The 16,022-nt window shown below is 67.1% G+C and carries 14 protein-coding genes and 1 pseudogene; 3 read left to right on the top strand and 12 right to left on the bottom strand.

What is annotated here, in order from left to right:
- Positions 1 to 1,038 (top strand): succinyl-diaminopimelate desuccinylase (dapE, locus tag ACEQZD_RS06490; RefSeq protein ID WP_370184660.1); only part of this gene is annotated, 1,038 nt, incomplete at its 5' end.
- 6 nt (positions 1,039 to 1,044) lie between these two features.
- Here dapE and ACEQZD_RS06485 read toward each other — a convergent pair.
- The gene (locus ACEQZD_RS06485) at positions 1,045 to 1,239 is read right to left on the bottom strand and encodes a hypothetical protein (RefSeq protein WP_142949959.1); all 195 of its coding nucleotides are present in this window, start codon (positions 1,237 to 1,239) and stop codon (positions 1,045 to 1,047) included.
- Positions 1,240 to 1,391: 152 nt separating this feature from the next.
- On the opposite strand from ACEQZD_RS06485, the gene ACEQZD_RS06480 reads away from it, so the two are divergent.
- Positions 1,392 to 2,966: an aldehyde dehydrogenase family protein gene (locus tag ACEQZD_RS06480; RefSeq protein WP_370184658.1), complete on the top strand. Its 1,575-nt coding sequence runs from the start codon at positions 1,392 to 1,394 to the stop codon at positions 2,964 to 2,966.
- On the opposite strand, the gene ACEQZD_RS06475 is transcribed toward ACEQZD_RS06480, so the two are convergent.
- Together ACEQZD_RS06475 and ACEQZD_RS06470 are read right to left on the bottom strand one after the other, a co-directional pair.
- Positions 2,963 to 3,847, bottom strand: a complete 885-nt coding sequence (locus ACEQZD_RS06475) for a DMT family transporter (RefSeq protein WP_370184657.1) — start codon at positions 3,845 to 3,847, stop codon at positions 2,963 to 2,965. The two genes, ACEQZD_RS06480 and ACEQZD_RS06475, sit on opposite strands and share 4 nt — an antisense overlap.
- Positions 3,844 to 4,713, bottom strand: a complete 870-nt coding sequence (locus tag ACEQZD_RS06470) for a Dyp-type peroxidase (RefSeq protein ID WP_370184655.1) — start codon at positions 4,711 to 4,713, stop codon at positions 3,844 to 3,846. Before ACEQZD_RS06470 ends, ACEQZD_RS06475 begins: the two co-directional genes overlap by 4 nt.
- 184 nt (positions 4,714 to 4,897) lie before the next feature.
- Here ACEQZD_RS06470 and plsB point away from each other — a divergent pair, with 184 nt between their 5' ends.
- Positions 4,898 to 7,444 (top strand): glycerol-3-phosphate 1-O-acyltransferase PlsB, encoded by a 2,547-nt coding sequence (plsB, locus tag ACEQZD_RS06465; RefSeq protein ID WP_142949963.1) that lies wholly within the window; start codon positions 4,898 to 4,900, stop codon positions 7,442 to 7,444.
- A 143-nt stretch (positions 7,445 to 7,587) separates the two neighbouring features.
- On the opposite strand, the gene ACEQZD_RS06460 is transcribed toward plsB, so the two are convergent.
- The 9 genes and pseudogenes from ACEQZD_RS06460 to ACEQZD_RS06420 all read right to left on the bottom strand — a co-directional run.
- On the bottom strand, positions 7,588 to 8,346 hold the full coding sequence (locus tag ACEQZD_RS06460; RefSeq protein WP_370233140.1) for a class I SAM-dependent methyltransferase: 759 nt from the start codon (positions 8,344 to 8,346) through the stop codon (positions 7,588 to 7,590).
- Positions 8,334 to 9,131 carry an undecaprenyl-diphosphate phosphatase gene (locus tag ACEQZD_RS06455; RefSeq protein WP_194856468.1) on the bottom strand — a complete coding sequence of 266 codons (798 nt, stop codon included), beginning with the start codon at positions 9,129 to 9,131 and terminating at the stop codon, positions 8,334 to 8,336. The genes ACEQZD_RS06460 and ACEQZD_RS06455 overlap by 13 nt, the downstream gene beginning before the upstream one ends.
- Positions 9,132 to 9,572, bottom strand: a complete 441-nt coding sequence (locus tag ACEQZD_RS06450; protein ID WP_142949965.1) for a thioesterase family protein — start codon at positions 9,570 to 9,572, stop codon at positions 9,132 to 9,134. It abuts the gene before it with no gap.
- A 39-nt stretch (positions 9,573 to 9,611) separates the two neighbouring features.
- The gene (gene tsaB, locus ACEQZD_RS06445; protein ID WP_370184652.1) at positions 9,612 to 10,277 is read right to left on the bottom strand and encodes a tRNA (adenosine(37)-N6)-threonylcarbamoyltransferase complex dimerization subunit type 1 TsaB; all 666 of its coding nucleotides are present in this window, start codon (positions 10,275 to 10,277) and stop codon (positions 9,612 to 9,614) included.
- Positions 10,274 to 12,226, bottom strand: a complete 1,953-nt coding sequence (locus ACEQZD_RS06440) for an ATP-dependent DNA helicase (RefSeq protein WP_335628497.1) — start codon at positions 12,224 to 12,226, stop codon at positions 10,274 to 10,276. Before ACEQZD_RS06440 ends, tsaB begins: the two co-directional genes overlap by 4 nt.
- 158 nt (positions 12,227 to 12,384) lie before the next feature.
- Complete coding sequence (locus tag ACEQZD_RS06435; protein ID WP_142949968.1) at positions 12,385 to 12,771, bottom strand: SCP2 sterol-binding domain-containing protein; 387 nt, start codon at positions 12,769 to 12,771, stop codon at positions 12,385 to 12,387.
- 157 nt (positions 12,772 to 12,928) lie between these two features.
- A complete protein-coding gene (locus ACEQZD_RS06430; protein WP_370184649.1) occupies positions 12,929 to 14,449 on the bottom strand; it encodes a Na/Pi symporter in 1,521 nt (506 codons plus the stop codon).
- A 3-nt stretch (positions 14,450 to 14,452) separates the two neighbouring features.
- Positions 14,453 to 15,265 carry a PPK2 family polyphosphate kinase gene (locus ACEQZD_RS06425; protein ID WP_370184648.1) on the bottom strand — a complete coding sequence of 271 codons (813 nt, stop codon included), beginning with the start codon at positions 15,263 to 15,265 and terminating at the stop codon, positions 14,453 to 14,455.
- A 55-nt stretch (positions 15,266 to 15,320) separates the two neighbouring features.
- Positions 15,321 to 16,022: pseudogene (locus tag ACEQZD_RS06420) on the bottom strand (ammonium transporter); the annotation flags it as partial.

Genomic DNA, 16,022 nt, shown 5'->3' with positions numbered 1-16,022 from the left:
CTGGAGGCCCTGGGCTTCCAGTGCGAGACGCTGTGGTTCGAGGAAGTGCGCAACCTCTGGGCGCGGCGCGGCAGCGACGGCCCGCTGCTGGTGTTCGCCGGGCACACCGACGTGGTGCCCACCGGCGACGCCGGCAAATGGCGCTTCGACCCGTTCGCGCCCACCGAGGACGGCGACCTGCTCTACGGCCGCGGCGCGGCGGACATGAAAGGCTCCATCGCCGCCATGCTGGTGGCGGTGGAAGACTTTATCGCCGCCCACCCGGACCACCGGGGCAGCCTCGGCTTTCTGATCACCGCCGACGAGGAAGGCCCGTCGGTGAACGGCACCGTCAAGGTGGTGGAAACCCTGCAGGCCCGCGAGGAGCACATCGACTACTGTCTGGTCGGCGAGCCCTCCTCCACGGACACCGTCGGTGACGTGATCAAGAACGGCCGGCGCGGATCCCTGGGGGGCCTGCTCACCGTGAGAGGCGTGCAAGGGCACGTGGCCTACCCGCATCTGGCCCGCAATCCGGTGCATGAAGTGGTACCGGCCCTGGCGGAGCTGGCGGCGGCGGAATGGGACCGGGGCAATGATTTCTTCCCCGCCACCAGCTTTCAGATCTCCAACATCAACGCCGGCACCGGCGCCACCAATGTGATTCCCGGTGATTGCCAGGTGCTGTTCAATTTCCGCTTTTCCACCGAAGTCACCGATTTCGAACTGCGCCAGCGCACCGAAACCATTCTGCAAAGCCACGGCCTGGATTACGAGATCGAGTGGAAGCTGTCCGGCCAGCCGTTCCTCACCGACCGCGGCGCCCTGGTGGACGCCACCGTGGCGGCGATCAAGGAACGCACCGGCGCCGACACGCATCTGTCCACCGCCGGCGGCACCAGTGACGGCCGCTTTATCGCCCCCACCGGCGCTCAGGTCGTCGAGCTGGGTCCGGTCAACGCCACCATCCACAAGGTGGACGAGCACACCTCCATCTCCGAGCTGGACACGCTCACCGGCATCTACCAAAGCATCCTGAAAAACCTGCTCGCCGGTTAACGCCCGCTATTTCGCGGGCCGCGTGCCCAGCACCACCAGATAGATCAACCCCACGATCGGAATGAACGCGGCCACGAAACCGGCCGCGGCGGGCAGCAGCGGTTTCATGCCTTTGTTGCGCGCGATCATCAAACTCAGCAGCGTGCACACCACCACCCAGGCGCCGTAGAACGGCAGCCATGCGTTGAAATCCTCGATCATCGTTTCTCCTTTTTTATCCGTCGGTCAGCATAGCAAAGTTTGACAGCCGCGCCGCCTGCAGCGGCGGCATCGCCATTCCCCGGGCCGGGGGCGTATGCTTCCATTATCGTTTGTCACCGACCCGTTTTATCGTCCATGGCCGGAGCCACGAGATGACCGTCACCGATATCAACCCCGCCACCGGCGCCGCCGTGGCCGAGCTCAATGAAACCGATCTCGCCGGCATGCCCGAGCGCATGCAACGGGCCCGCGCCGCCCAGCGCCAGTGGGCGGCCAAGTCGTTCAAGGAACGGGCCCGCCATATCGAGCTGATGCGCCGCTATATCGTTGACCGCGCCGAGGACCTGGCCGCCACCGTCAGTGACAGCAACGGCAAGACCCGCATCGACGCCCTGGCCACGGAAGTGCTGCCCTGTGCCCTGGCGTGCAATTGGTACGCCAAAAACGCCGGCAAGGTGCTCGGCCCGCAAAAACGCGCCGCCGGCCACCTGCTGTTCGCCAACAAGCGCACCGAAGTGAGCCACCTGCCGCTGGGCGTGGTGGGCATCATCAGCCCCTGGAACTACCCGCTGTCGATCCCGTTCGGTGAAATCGTCATGGCGCTGATGGCCGGCAACGCGGTGCTGCTCAAAGTGGCCGCCGCCACCCCGGCGGTGGGCCGCGCCATCGAACGCATCCTGGACGCCGGCGAACTGCCGGAGGGGCTGTTCCAGCACATCGTCGGCTCCGGCTCCAAGGTGGCCACCGCCTTCTTCGAAAACGGCATCGACAAACTGTTCTTCACCGGCAGCGTGCCCGCCGGCAAGACCCTGATGGCTCAGGCGGCGCAGACGCTGACGCCGGTGTCCCTGGAACTGGGCGGCAACGACGCCATGATCGTGCTCGCCGACGCCGACCTGGAGCGCGCCACCAACGGCGCCGCCTGGGCCGGCTACCAGAACGCCGGCCAGAGCTGCGGCGGCGTGGAACGCATCTACGTGGAAGCCGCCGTCTACGACGACTTCGTGGAACGGCTGGCGAAGAAAACCCGCGCCCTGCGCCACGGCCCCGGCCACGACAAGGAAGTCACCGCCGACATCGGCAGCCTGACCACCGAGGGCCAGCTGCGCACCGTCCAGCAGCACCTGGAAGACGCCCTCGCCAAGGGCGCGCGCATCCAGGCGCAGTCACAACCGGTGGGCAACGTGGACAACGGCTTCTTCTTCCCCGCCACCCTGCTCACGGAACTGTCCGACGACATGCTCACCGTGTGCGAGGAAACCTTCGGCCCGATCCTGGCGGTGGAAAAAGTCGCCAACGCGGAACAGGCGCTGGAGAAAGCCAACCGCTCCAACCTGGCGCTCACCTCGTCAATCTGGACCGGCGACAACAAGCGCGGCCGGGAACTGGCGGCGCGCCTGGAAAGCGGCGTCACCACCATCAACGACCACCTCTACACCCACGGCCTGTCGGAAGCGCCCTGGGGCGGCTGGAAGGAATCCGGCATCGGCCGCACCCACGGCCCCGAAGGCCTGCTGGAAATGACCAACGCCAAGGTGATCAACTGGGACCTGCTGCCAGCCAAGCGCAACCTCTGGTGGTACCCGTTCGACCAGGCCACCTACAAGGGCCTGCTTAACGCCCTGCGCTTCGCCTTCCCCACCGGCGTCGGCCAGTGGCTGGGCGCCAGCCTCAAGCTCACCCCCTTCCTGATCCGCAAGATGTTCACCGGCTGGAAGGCGGACTAGGTTTTGGGCAGGCGGCCTCCGGTGACCACCAGGAGGCCGCTTATTACAATCAGGGCGATCCCGGTCCAGGTGAAGGCGTCCGGGAAATCGCCGAACACCAGCCAGCCCACCGTCACCGCGGACACCATCTCCATATAGCTGACCGGCGCGAGCGCCGGCGCCGGGGCGTATTCGAAGGCGCTGATAATCAGAAAGTGCGCCAGCGCGCCGACGCTGCCCATGATCAGCATCAGGCCCCAGCCGCCCAGGTCCGGGGTGGTCCAGAACGGCGCCACCACCAGGCTGAGCACGGCGAAGCCGAACACCGAGGTATAGAACAGCGTCACCGAGGCGCGGCCGCTGCCGGACAGACGGCGGGTGGTGAGCTGATAGAGCCCGTAGGACACACCGGCGGCCACGCCCAGCAGCGACGCCCATTCGAACGCCGCCCAGCCGGGCCGGATCACCACCAGGGTGCCGCTGAAGCCCACCACCACCGCCAGCCAGCGGCGCGCCCCGGCGTGCTCGCCGAGCAGCCAGGGGGCCAGCGCGGTGCTCACCAGCGGGCCGATGAACGCCAGCGCCAGGGCGTTGGCCAGGGGCAGGAAGGCGATGGCGCCGAAATAGCAGAGCGTGGTGGACAGCAAAAAGGCACTGCGCACGATCTGCAGACCGAGGCGGCGGGGAAGCAACTCGCGCAGCGGCAGCCGCCACAGCAACAGCGCGGCCAGCAGCGCGAAATGGAACAGATAGCGGGCCCAGGTAACCTGCACCACGTGGTACTCGGCGCTCAGGTGCTTGGCGAGCCCGTCCATCACCGGCAGAATCCCCACGCCCAGCGCCATCAGAGCCACGCCCAGTAACGGACGGCCGGCGGCCGGCTGGCTGCTGTCGGTGCTCACAGGGCCGCCAGCCACTCCCGCGTGGGCGCGTACCACCAGGCACCGGTCACCGGCTGGGTGAAGTCCAGCAGGCGGTCGCGGACGCCATCGTCGGTCAGTCCGTACATGCGGCGCAGCAGATAGTCGAAGCGGTCCAGCTCGCAACTGAACGCAATAAAATAGAGCCCGTATTCGGTGGTGTTGCCGTAGGGCACCGAGCGCCGCCAGATTTTTTGCGGCACGCCGTGGTAGTCCACGTCGGTGCGCCCCACATGGGCGTTGACGGGCATGCGCTCGTCGTCGAATTCCACCGCGTCCGCCTTGGTGCGGCCGAACACGTTCTCCTGCTCCGCTTCCGGCAATTTATGGAAGTCCTCGAGACCGGTATGCACCCATTTCTGGGTCAGCACCCAGCTGCCGCCGGCCGCCGGGTGCGGCTGGGGGATGATGGCCGCCTCCTTGGCGCGCTCGCCCTCCGGGTTGCCGATGCCGTCGACGAAGCCGGACAGGTCACGCAGGTCGTGGTAGACGAACGCCTGCACTTCCAGTTGCAGATCCAGCTCCCGCGCCAACAGCCGGTGCACCCGCAGGCCGGCATCGAACAGCGCGCTGCGGTTGTCCGCCTGAATCCAGATCAGAAGGTCGCCCTGGGTGGCGGGCACCATGCCCTCCAGGGAGAACGGCGGAAAGTCGAAGCCCTCGCCGAGCCGGTCCCACAACCCCGGGCCGAACGCCATCAGCACCGGGGTGCGCTCCCCGGCCACCGCCAGCGCCTCGCGCAGGGCGGCGCGCACCGCTTCAACCGAATGGCCGCCCCCCAGGGCGAATTCCAGGAACAAATGCTCGGTGAAACTGCGGTCGAAAATACCGGCCTGATGCTCGGACACGTTGGACTTCCTCTGCAAGCAATGGAAAGACCGTGATTGTAGCAACATCCCGGGCCCCGGACAGGGGCCACACCAGCACTGCTCAGGCGTTCGACGGACGGTAACATCTTGCAATATCCGGTTATGTCCGGGGGCCCGCCCTTTAGGTAGAATTCACAAACCTTTTCCCACAGTTTCGGCCCTTATGACGCCCTGGTTAGGACTTGATCGACTCTTTTTCCTGCTGATTCGCGCTTTTATGCGTCTGTGCACGCGTATCCGCGCGCTGCCCGGCGACCCCGCCGAACTGCAGCTGAACCCCGACATACCGGTGGTGTATGTGCTGCGCGACCGCTCCCTGGCGGACGCGGCGGTGGCCGACCAGGCGGCTCGCCGGCTCGGACTGCGCGCCCCCAAGGCGTCGCTGACCCTGGGCAAGCAGCATCTGTCGCGCAGCTACTTCCACCTCTACAAGCGGGAAACCACCATCAGCCGTCAGCGCCGGGCGATCACCCCGGCGCGACTGCAGCGGCTGGTATCCGGCCTCAAGCACAACCCGGAACTGGATGTGCAGCTGGTGCCGGTGTCGGTGTTCTGGGGCCGCCAGCCGGAAAAAGAGAATTCCCTGTGGCGGATTATCTTCTCCGATAACTGGTCGCCGCCGGGCTTCATCAAGAAATTCTTCATCGTGCTGACCCAGGGTCGCGACCTTTACGTGCAGTTCAGCTCGCCCATGTCGCTGCGCCAGCTGGTCGACCAGTGCCGCTCCGACGACCAGGTGGTGCGCAAGACGTCGCGGATTCTGCGCGTGCACTTCCGCCGCCAGCAGGAAGCCGCCATCGGCCCCGACCTGTCCCACCGGCGGACGCTCACCAACTCGATCATGGAAGCCGCCTCGGTGCGCGAGGCGATCCAGCACACCGCCGAAGAGAACAAGGAAAGCGAGGACAAAACCCTGGCGCGGGCGCGCGGCTACGCGATGGAGATCGCGGCGGACTATTCGCACACCACCATCCGCGCGCTGGAGCTGTTCCTCAACTGGTTGTGGAACCGCCTCTACGACGGCATCCGGCTATACAACCTGGACAACCTCACCCAGGTGGCCCGCGACCACGAAATCATTTACGTGCCCTGCCACCGCAGCCACATCGACTATCTGCTGCTGTCGTTCGTGGTCTACCGCAATGGCCTGGTGCCGCCGCACATCGCCGCCGGCATCAACCTGAACCTGCCGGTGGTGGGCACCATCCTGCGCCGGGGCGGCGCTTTCTTCATGCGCCGCAGCTTCCGCGACAACCCGCTGTACGCGGCGGTGTTCTACGAATACCTGCACAGCATCACCACCCAGGGCTTCTCCATTGAGTATTTCGTGGAAGGCGGCCGCAGCCGCAGCGGCCGCATGCTGCAACCGCGTACCGGCATGCTGGCGATGACGGTGCGCAGCTTCCTGCGCGACGCGCGCAAGCCGATCGCCTTCGTGCCGGTCTATATCGGCTACGAAAAAGTGATCGAAGGCGGCTCCTACATCGGCGAACTGCACGGCGGCAAAAAGAAAAAAGAATCCGTGGGCGGCCTGATGAAATCGCTCAAGGTGCTGCGCAGCCATTTCGGCCAGGTGCACGTGAACTTCGGTGAGCCGATCAAGCTGGTGGACTACCTGGACAGCCACCGGGAAGGCTGGCGCAACGAAGAGCTGTCTGTGCACGAAACCCCGGACTGGTTCAAAACCACCATCAACAACCTGGGCCGCGACGTGGTCACCGGCATCAACGCCGCCGCCGTCGCCAACCCGGTCAACCTGATCAGCCTGGCGCTGCTGGCCACGCCCAAGCACACCATGGACCTGCAGCAACTGCGCCAGCAGCTGCAGCTCTACATCAACCTGCTCGATCAGGCGCCCTACAGCGACACCGCCCGGCTGGCGGAGAACGATCCGGACGTGATCATCGAGTACGGGCTGGAGCACGAATTCCTGATCCGCGTCGCCCACCCGCTCGGCGACGTGGTCACCACCGACCCGAAAACCGCGCTGCAGATGGCCTATGTGCGCAACAACAGCCTGCACCTGTTCGTCCTGCCGGGGCTGATCTGCTCGCTGTTCCTGAACGCCCGCAGCATCCGCATGGACATGCTGCAAAGCATGATCGCCCTGCTCTATCCGTTCTTCCGCAACGAATACCTGCTGCACTGGCGCGAGGACGGCGAACTGCCGGCGGCGGTGGAGCGCATCGCCTCAGTGCTGGAAGAGCACGGCCTGGTGAGCCGCGAGGACGACTGCCTGCACGGCGCCGCCATCCACACCTATGCGTCGGACATGCTGGCGCACCTGGGGCAGACGGTGATGCCGTCCCTGGAGCGCTTCTACCTGACCATCCGGCTGCTGGTGCAGTACGGCAGCGGCAGGCTGGACGCCGACGCCCTCAGCGATCTCGCCCACCACACCGCCCAGCGGCTGTCGCTGCTTTACGAATTCAATTCCCCGGAATTCTTCGACAAGGTGGTGCTGCGCAACTTCATCAATCAGCTGCGCGATACCGACCTGGTCTGGCAGGACGACGACAAGGCGCTGTGCTTCGGCGACAACCTGCGCGCCCTGGACGACGAAGCCCGTCGCATCCTCAGCCCGGACATCAGCCAGGCGATCCAGCGCGTCACCCGCGTGCCCGAGCTGGAACGGGCGCTGGCGGAAACCGCCGAGCACGACGCCCAGGACGACGGCAACACCGCCAAAGGCACCGAAGCGGACAAATGAATCAGTTGACAGTTAATAGTGAACAGTTAACAGCGAAAACAGCGCGCACCGACCAGCGTTTGCGCGATAGCAGTGTTTGTCATGCGTTTTTGCAACGGTTTTTTGACGTTAGCTATTAACTATTAACTATTAACTGTTAACTGTTAACTGTTAACTGCCATGCCGTTGTGGACGTCGAAGCGGACGGTCTTGCCTTCCAGGACGTGGTGCGGGGCGCGGCCGGCCAGGGGCGGCGCGCGGCGGGGGCGTTTGATGACGACTTTGCGGGCCGGCACCGCCAGCGCCACGTCCAGCAGGCGGCGCTCTTCGTCGTCGTCGGGATAGGGGCAAAGCTGCTGCAGCCACTGAAGATCCTGCTTCACCGCCGCGCTTTTGCCGCGGGCCGGAAACATCGGGTCCAGGTAGACCGCGTGCCAGGGGCCGGCGGGCAGCGTCAGCGTGGCGGCGTCGCCGTTGTCCAGCAGCGTCAGTAAGGCGGCGGCGCCCTGCCCCTGGGCGCGCGCCAGCGCATCGGCGATGAGCGCGTGCAACACCGGCTGGCGCTCCACCATACTGACCGGATAGCCGGCGGCGGCCATCAGCGCCGCGTCCCGCGCCAGGCCGGCGGTCAGGTCCAGCACCCCCTGGACGCCGTCCCGGCAGCGCCCCAGCGCCTTCACCAGCCGCTCGTGGCGGGCCCGGTCGGCGGCCAGCCGGTAGCCCTGCCGGCCGGCGAGGAAATCCACGCTCAGCGGCGTGGCGCGGTCCGCCGGGTCCCACAGCGACAGGGCGCCGCCGTCACCGGCGGGGCCCAGCACCAACGCCAGGCCACCGTCGCGGGCGGCCTGCGCTGACGCCACCGGCACGGTGCCGGCCACGGTGGGGGCGCCGGGCAGACCACCGACAACACTCACACGAACCACACAAACAGCACCGCCCCCAGCAACAGGCGGTAGACCATGAAAGGCAGCATGCCGACCCGGTCCAGCAGCCGCAGGAACAGCATGATGGTCAGGTAGGCGGTGACCGCGCTCACCACCACGCCCAGGGCCATGTGCCCCCAATCCACCGGCACCGTGCTTTCCAGCAGGTCCTTGGTTTTAAGCAGGCCGGCGCCGAGGATCACGGGAATCGACAACAGGAAGGAAAAGCGCGCCGCGTCCTCGCGGCGAAAGCCCAGCGCCAGCGCGGCGGTGATGGTGATGCCGCTGCGCGAGGTGCCGGGAATCAACGCCACCGCCTGGGCCACGCCGATCAGCAGTGCGCTGCCCACGCCCAGCTCGGCCACCGCCCGCTTGCGGGCGCCGTAGACGTCGGCCAGCCACAGCAGCACGCCGAACACCACCGTGGTGACGGCGATCACCGCCGCCGAGCGCAGTTCGTTTTCGATCAGGTCCTTGGCGAGAAATCCCGCCGCCACCGCCGGCACCGTGGCCAGCACCACCAGCAGGCCGAGACGCAGATCCGGGTTCATGCGCCGCTGCATGACGCCGTCGCCGGCGCCCCGGGTCATCGCCCAGAGATCCCGGCGGTAGTAGGCCACCACCGCCAGCAGCGTGCCCAGGTGCACCGCCACGTCGAACGCCAGGCCCTGATCCGGCCAGCCGAACATCTGCGCGGGCAGGATCAAATGCGCCGAGCTGGAGATCGGCAGGAACTCGGTGAGGCCCTGAACCAGGGCCAGAATCAACGCCTGGACATTATCCATTCAAACGGATTCCTGCGCCGTGGGCCGGTAGCCGGTCAGAAATTCCGGGGGCATGCGCCGGGGTTTGCCCGAGTCCAGCGCCACGCACACCCACTTGGTGCGACCGCGCAGCAGGGTTACGCCGTCGCTTTCGCGCACGATCTGGTAGCGGCGGGTGATACTGATGCGCTGGTCGTTGTCGACGATCCAGGTGCCGATCAGCAGTTTTTCGCCTTCGAACGCCGGCGCCAGATAGTCCACCTCGGTGCGCCGCGCCACCATGCAGCGGTTGAGCCGCTGGTACTCGTCCCAGCCCAGGCCCAGCACCTGGGTGTGCTGCCAGGCGATCTTTTCCATGTAACGCAGGTATTCGGTGTTGTTGACGTGGCCGAGCACGTCGATGGATTCCGGCGCCACCACCACTTCGATCTGGTGCACGTCCGGCAGGTCCCAATGGATCATCGCGATTACTCTCCCTTTTTTGTGCCGCGCTCCGGCGGCTTAATTCACGACACGGTCGCGCAGATAAACCGGTTGCGCCTGTTCCGCCGGCACGGTGCGGCCCTGCGCCACCATCGGCAGTGCCAGACGGGCCACGGCGCCGGCGCGCGGCGCCACCTCGGCGTCCACCTCCGCCAGCCGCACGCGGGCCGCGATCTGTTCGCGATAGACGGCGCCGGAGCCGGCCAGCAGCCAGTCGTCACCGTCCAGTTCCGGCACCGCGTCCGGGTCGAACAGGCCGTCGGCGAGCAGCGGCACCACGCCGCCCGGGCCGCATTGATACGCACCCAGATAGAGCTCGCCCATGCGCGCGTCGAACGCGGCCAGCACGCGGGAGCGGTGCGGGTAGCGGTCGAACGCCGCCAGCGCGCAGGCCGCCAGGGTGGACACCCCGGCCACCGGCAGGTCGCGGGCGAAGGCCAGGCCCTGCACCACCGAGGTGGCCACCCGTACCCCGGTGAAGGCGCCCGGCCCGTGGCCGAACGCCAGCGCGTCCACCGCCGCCAGCGTCACCCCGGCTTCCGCCAGCAGCTCGTCCACCAGCGGCAGAATGCGCTCGGTCTGGCGCCGCGCGCCGGGTTCGAAACGCTCCTGGATGTCGCCGTTACGGTAGAGCGCCACGGAGCAGGCGTCGGTGGCGGTTTCAAGGGCCAGAATGCAGGTCATTGAAGGTGCTCGCGATTGGCAATGTAGGTGAAAAACCGTTGCACGACCTCGGCCTTACGGGTGCGGGTCATGCCCGGCAGGCTGTCCAGAAACAGGCGCCCGTAGCCTTTGGTGATCAGACGCGGATCGCCCACCACCAGCAGCCCGGTGTCGCTGGGGTCGCGGATCAACCGGCCGGCGCCCTGGCGCAACGCCAGCACCGCCTGGGGCAGCTGGTAATCGCGGAAGGCGTTACCGCCGCTGCTGTTGATGTGCTCGATGCGCGCCGCCGCCACCGGGTCCCCCGGGGAGCCGAACGGTAACTTATCGATTATCACACAACTGAGGGTTTCGCCGCGCACGTCGATGCCTTCCCAGAAACTGCTGGTGCCCAGCAGCACCGCGTTGCCGAGGCTGCGGAAGTTGTCCAGCAGCTCGCGGCGGCCGGCCTCGCCCTGCACCAGCAGCGGGTACTCGAGCTGCGCCTGGCGCAGCAGGCCGGCGGCCTCGCGCAGGGCCCGGTGGCTGGTGAACAGAAAGAAGGTACGGCCGCCGGCGGCGCGGATCACCGGAATCATCGCCTTGGTGAGGGTGGCGGTGTAGTCCGGCGAGGACGGCGCGGGCATGCCCTCGGGCACATAGAACACCGCCTGGCGTTTGAAATCGAACGGGCTTTCCAGGCGCAGGGTGTCCGCCTCCTCCAGGCCCAGCCGCTTCTGCAAATGCTCGAAGCGGCCGGCCACCGACAAGGTGGCGGAGGTGAGAATCCAGGTGCAGGGGTGCTTCTCGCGCTGGGCGCGCAGCTGCGCCGCCACCGACAGCGGCGTGCTGTGCAGCACCAGGGTGCGCTTGAAGGTCTCGAACCAGTACACCCGGTTGGGCGCCGAGCCGTCGAGAATGGTCTTCAGGGTGATCACTTGCTCGGCGGCGCGCCGGGCGCAGGCGTCCAGCCCGCGGCTGGTTTTCGCCTGCGGCGCCAGGGACGCCTCCAGGTCCACCAGCGCATCCAGCAGTGCTGAGCCGGCTTCCACCACCGCCGGCGTGTCCTGCACCTCGGACCAGGGCGCGCGCCGTTCCGCTTCACCCAGGCTCAGACGCAGATCCTGGCAGGCCTTGTCCACCGCCGCCACGGTCTGGTTCAAGGCGGCCAGATCCAGCGCCGAATGGGCCGCCTCGGACAGCGCGTCGCGGCCCAGCTCCTGCACCTGGCGCGTGCTCAGGGAGTCGCCGAAAAAGTTGGCGGCGATTTCCGGCAACTGGTGGGCCTCGTCGAAGATCACGGTATTGGCGCTGGGCAGCAGCTCGGAAACGCCCTCGCCGCGCAGCGCCGCGTCGGCGAAGAACAGATGGTGATTGACCACCACCAGGTCCGCCTCCTGGGCTTCCTTGCGTGCGTTCATCAACGGGCATTCGCTGTATTTCGGGCATTCGGTGCCCAGGCAGTTGTCCGCGGTGCTGGTCACCCAGGGCCACACCGGCGCGTCCTCGGGCAACTGCTTCAGCTCGGCGATATCACCGGTGCGGGTGCGCCCGGCCCAGTGGGCCACCACCTGCATCTGCTCGGCGGTTTCCCGGGTGAGAAAACGGGCTTCTTCCTGGTGCAGCTCCAGGCGGTAGGGGCACAGGTAGTTGGCGCGGCCTTTCAGCAGGGCCGCCTTGCGGGCCATGCCCAGCACCTTGAGGACCATGGGCAGGTCCTTGAAGAACAGCTGGTCCTGCAGGCTTTTGGTGCCGGTGGACACCAGCGTCGGGCCGTCGGACAACAACGCCGGCAGCAGATAGGCGAGCGTCTTGCCGGTGCCGGTTTCCGCTTCCACCAGCAGGGTGCCGCGGGCCTCGATGGCCTCGGCCACCGCGTCCGCCATGCGCAGCTGCGCCTCGCGGGGACGATAACCCTCCAGCAAACCGCCGAAGCGGGCGCTGTCGTTCAGGTAATCGCGGGCACTCTGGAATTCACCGACGCTGTTCACTCACTGTCTCTCGGGTCTCGCCATGCGGGGAAACACCCGCTTTCGGGGCTGAGAGGATAGCGGATAACCCGGCCCGCGCCCAACCGCGCGGCGCAAAAACGACAATGCCCGCACGAGGCGGGCATTGTCATTCACCGAGAGAGATGAAGAAAGCAGGTTCAGGCGGTAATGTCCTGGATTTGCTTCATCAGCTGCTTCTGCTCGTCGGTGGGCTGGGCGGACTGCAGCGCCATCAGCTTGCTCATGTCGCCTTCGATCTTGATCTGGCCGCTCATGAAGCCCTGCATGCCGGCGGACTGGTCGCCTTCGATGAAGATGCGCTTGGCCAGATCGGCGGGCAGGATCAGCGTGGTGGGCGCGTCGTCGTGGTGACCTTCCTCGATCATGCCACCGGCCATCGCCATGTGCTTCTCGCCGTCATCGGTTTTCACGGTGATGTTGATCACCAGGTCCGCGAGCGCCGCGGGCGCTTCCACGTCACCGGCGGAATCACGGATTTCCTTAACCTTTGCAAACCACTCGTCGGACAAAAATTCCAGGCTCATTGTTATCTCCTTGGTTGCGATGGTCTCGACGCCCGGGTCGATGGGCCGCTCGATTCGCCTGAGCGATATTCAAACGAGCGTTCGAAACTTTCCTGTACCTTATAGAAAGGCCCCGGGGCTGACAATGTCTTCCTGGCACTCGGAATGAGCCAAAAAGTCATATCGACGACCCGGCCCGCGCGCCGCGAATCCAGTGCCGGCCGCAGGCATCGATTTCGCGCACCAGATTGAGCACGCTGATGCCCTCCGCGCGGGCCGCTTCCACCGCCTGGTAGGCCTGCCGGGTAAGTTGGGCCATGGCGCGGCCGTGGGCGGTCTCGTCCAGAGCGGCGCCGTCCGCCAACGCCGCCGCCAGCCCCCGGTGCAGGGCCGCGTCCAGCGCCACCAGAGCCGGCGCCCGGCTGTCATGCAGCGGCGCCAGGTCGTCGACCACGTCCTTGATCGCCTTGCAGGCGTACACCCACTCGCTCAAGCGCTGGCGTACCCTCTGCAAGCGCGCGGTCTGGCCGGCGTCCAGCGGTTGCTGCCCGACGCGGTTCAGGTAGGCCGTGATACGCATCTCGCGGTCGGTGATCGCTTCGTAGTCCCGATAGAAAGCCGGCAGCGCGCCCCGGTCCGGCCAATCCAGACAACGCCGCCGGATGGTCTCGCCGAGCCGGGCGACACTGTGCTCCACCACCAGCAGCGCCGGCTCCACCGCCTTGGGGTCCACGTCCTCGAACGGATCCGGATCCCGCGCACGGCGCCCCACCCATCGCACCAGCCCGCGCTCCAGAGGCGCCAACCAGGGCAGGAACAGAAACACACCGAGCAGATTGAAGGTGCTGTGGAACGCGACCAGCCCCAGCAGCGGATCATTCCAGCCCAAGGCCGCCAGCAGGCGGGGCCAGAGCGGCAGAAGCACAAGAAACGCCAGCAGAGCCGTGGCGACGTTGTACAGCAGATGGAAGGCCGCCACCTGGCGCTTGTCGGCGGCGCCTTTCACCGAGCCCAACAACAAGGTACTGGTGGTGCCCAGGTCCGCGCCGATCATGAATGCCAGCGCCTCCGGCAAGCTCACCAGGCCGCCGTTGAGCGCCGCCAGACTGATCAGCATGCTCGCCGAAGAAGACTGAATCAGCGCCGTCAGACCAACACCCACCAGCAGATAGACGATCGGCGGCAGCCCCTGCAACACCGCCAGATCAAAGCGGGTGCCGACCACCTCGACCGCGGTCTTCATGGTATCCAGGCCGAGCAACAACAGGCCCAGGGCGAACACAAACCGGCCCAGCGACCGCTGTCCCTCCGGCAGGGCGATGGCGAGCAGCCCGCCCAGGCCGGCCAGCGGCAGGCCGGCTTCCCCCAGGGACAGCTTGAAGCCGAGCACGGTGACCAGCCAGCCGGTCATGGTGGTGCCCAGGTTGGCGCCCAGCATAATGGCCAGGGCATGGCGCAGGGCCAGCACCCGCACCGTGACCAGGGCCAGCACCAGCAGCCCCACCAGGGAGCTGCTCTGCATCAGGGCGGTCACCGCCACCCCCAGCAGCACGCCCTTCACCGGGGTGCCGGCGGCCTGTTGCAGCCAGCCGGCGGCGCGCCCGGCCAGCAGGGCACGCGCGGCGCTTTCCAGCTGCGACATGGCGAACAGGAACAGGCCCAACCCGGCCAGCGCCTGCAGCAGGTTGGTCAGCGCCAAGGCTCAGTCCTCCTCGCCGCGCAGCAGCGCCCGATAGTGCTCAATGCAGCCGATATCCTCGCGGGGGTATTCCGGGGCCAGGCTTTCCAGCAGATCCGCCAGCAGGCCGGCGACCCGGGCACGGGCGGACGGCTTGTCGTCATTGGGGATCAGATGCCAGGGCGCGTGGTCGGTGTGGGTGGCGGTGAGCGTCTCGTTGACCAGCGCCAGGTAACGGTCGCGGGCGCGCCAGCTGTCCATGTCGGAGGGGTCGAACTTCCAGCGCTTGCGCGGCCTATCCAGGCGTTTAAGCAGGCGCCGGCGCTGTTCGTCCTCGGAGGTGTTCAGCCACACCTTGATCAGCCGCGTGCCTTCCCGGTGCAGATGCCCCTCGAACTCGTTGATCGCCCGGTAGCGGCCGCGCCAGTCCACGCCGATGTCGCCGGTGGGCCACAGCCGCTCGGCCAGCACCGCCTCGTAGTGGCTGCGGTTGAAGGCCACCACTTCGCCCCGCCCCGGCAGATGCCGCCAAACCCGCCATAAAAAATCATGGCGGACTTCCTCGCCGAGTGGGCGAGCAAACGCATGGGCACGGAAAGCGGCCGGGTCCAGAGCCCGGGCCAGGGTGCGGATCAGGCTGTCCTTGCCGGCGGCGTCCAGTCCCTGGACCACCAGCAGCACGCCATAGCGCCGGCCGGCATAGAGCCGGCGCTGATACTCGTGAATACGGTCGAGGCTGTCCGCCAGGGGCGCCACGCCCTGGGCCCCCACCGCGGTGGGCAGCTGGCGAACGTCCAGGGCGCCGGCGCGGGGCCAGCCGTAGGGGTCCAGATCCAAGGGAAGCTCCTCGCGGGACGGTTCCCCCGAGCATACTGGACCCCGGCCGAAGGCGTTAGATGTCGTAGCCGCGCTCTTCGTGCAGCGCGATATCCAGACCCTGGCTCTCTTCCTCGGCGGTCACCCGCAGCGGCGTGAACAGGCCCACCAGCTTGAGCAGCAGGAAGGTGACCACCCCGGTGTACACGAAGGTGGCGACCACGCCCAGCGCCTGCACGCCCACCTGCTCGAGCATGCCGTATTCCGGCTTGGCGAAGCCGTAGCCGGAGAACACGCCCAGCTCCGTGGAGGCGAACACGCCGGCCAGCAGCGTACCCAGCACACCGCCGATGCCGTGCACCGGGAACACGTCCAGGGAATCGTCGATGCGCCACTTCTGCTTGACCACCAGCACCATATAGAAACAGATCACGCCGGCGGCCAGACCGATCAGCAGCGCGCCGCCGGGGCCGACAAAGCCGGACGCCGGGGTGATGGTGCCCAGGCCGGCCACCATGCCGGTGGCGATGCCCAGCGCCGAGGGCTTGCCGAACTTGACCGCTTCCAGCGTCACCCAGGCCAGGGAGCCGGCGGCGGCGGAAATATGAGTCACCAGCATGGCCATGGAGGCGTTGCCGTCGGCGGCCAGGGCGGAGCCGCCGTTAAAGCCGAACCAGCCCACCCACAGCATGCCGGCGCCCATCACCGTCATGGTCATGTTGTGCGGCTTCATGGCCTGGCCGGGCCAGTCCTGACGGCGGCCCAGCACCACCGCCGC

The sequence above is a fragment of the Alloalcanivorax sp. genome, from assembly GCF_964221125.1.
GTDB lineage: Bacteria > Pseudomonadota > Gammaproteobacteria > Pseudomonadales > Alcanivoracaceae > Alloalcanivorax > Alloalcanivorax venustensis.
The sequence above is the reverse complement of the archived record's forward strand: the minus strand, read 5'-3'. Positions and strand labels throughout refer to the sequence as shown.

Coding starts and splice junctions, on each gene's coding strand:
- ACEQZD_RS06485 (WP_142949959.1), bottom strand. CDS start 1,239: ATGATCGAGGATTTCAACGCATGGCTGCCGTTCTACGGCGCCTGGGTG.
- ACEQZD_RS06480 (WP_370184658.1), top strand. CDS start 1,392: ATGACCGTCACCGATATCAACCCCGCCACCGGCGCCGCCGTGGCCGAG.
- plsB (WP_142949963.1), top strand. CDS start 4,898: ATGACGCCCTGGTTAGGACTTGATCGACTCTTTTTCCTGCTGATTCGC.
- ACEQZD_RS06455 (WP_194856468.1), bottom strand. CDS start 9,131: ATGGATAATGTCCAGGCGTTGATTCTGGCCCTGGTTCAGGGCCTCACC.
- ACEQZD_RS06450 (WP_142949965.1), bottom strand. CDS start 9,572: ATGATCCATTGGGACCTGCCGGACGTGCACCAGATCGAAGTGGTGGTG.
- tsaB (WP_370184652.1), bottom strand. CDS start 10,277: ATGACCTGCATTCTGGCCCTTGAAACCGCCACCGACGCCTGCTCCGTG.
- ACEQZD_RS06435 (WP_142949968.1), bottom strand. CDS start 12,771: ATGAGCCTGGAATTTTTGTCCGACGAGTGGTTTGCAAAGGTTAAGGAA.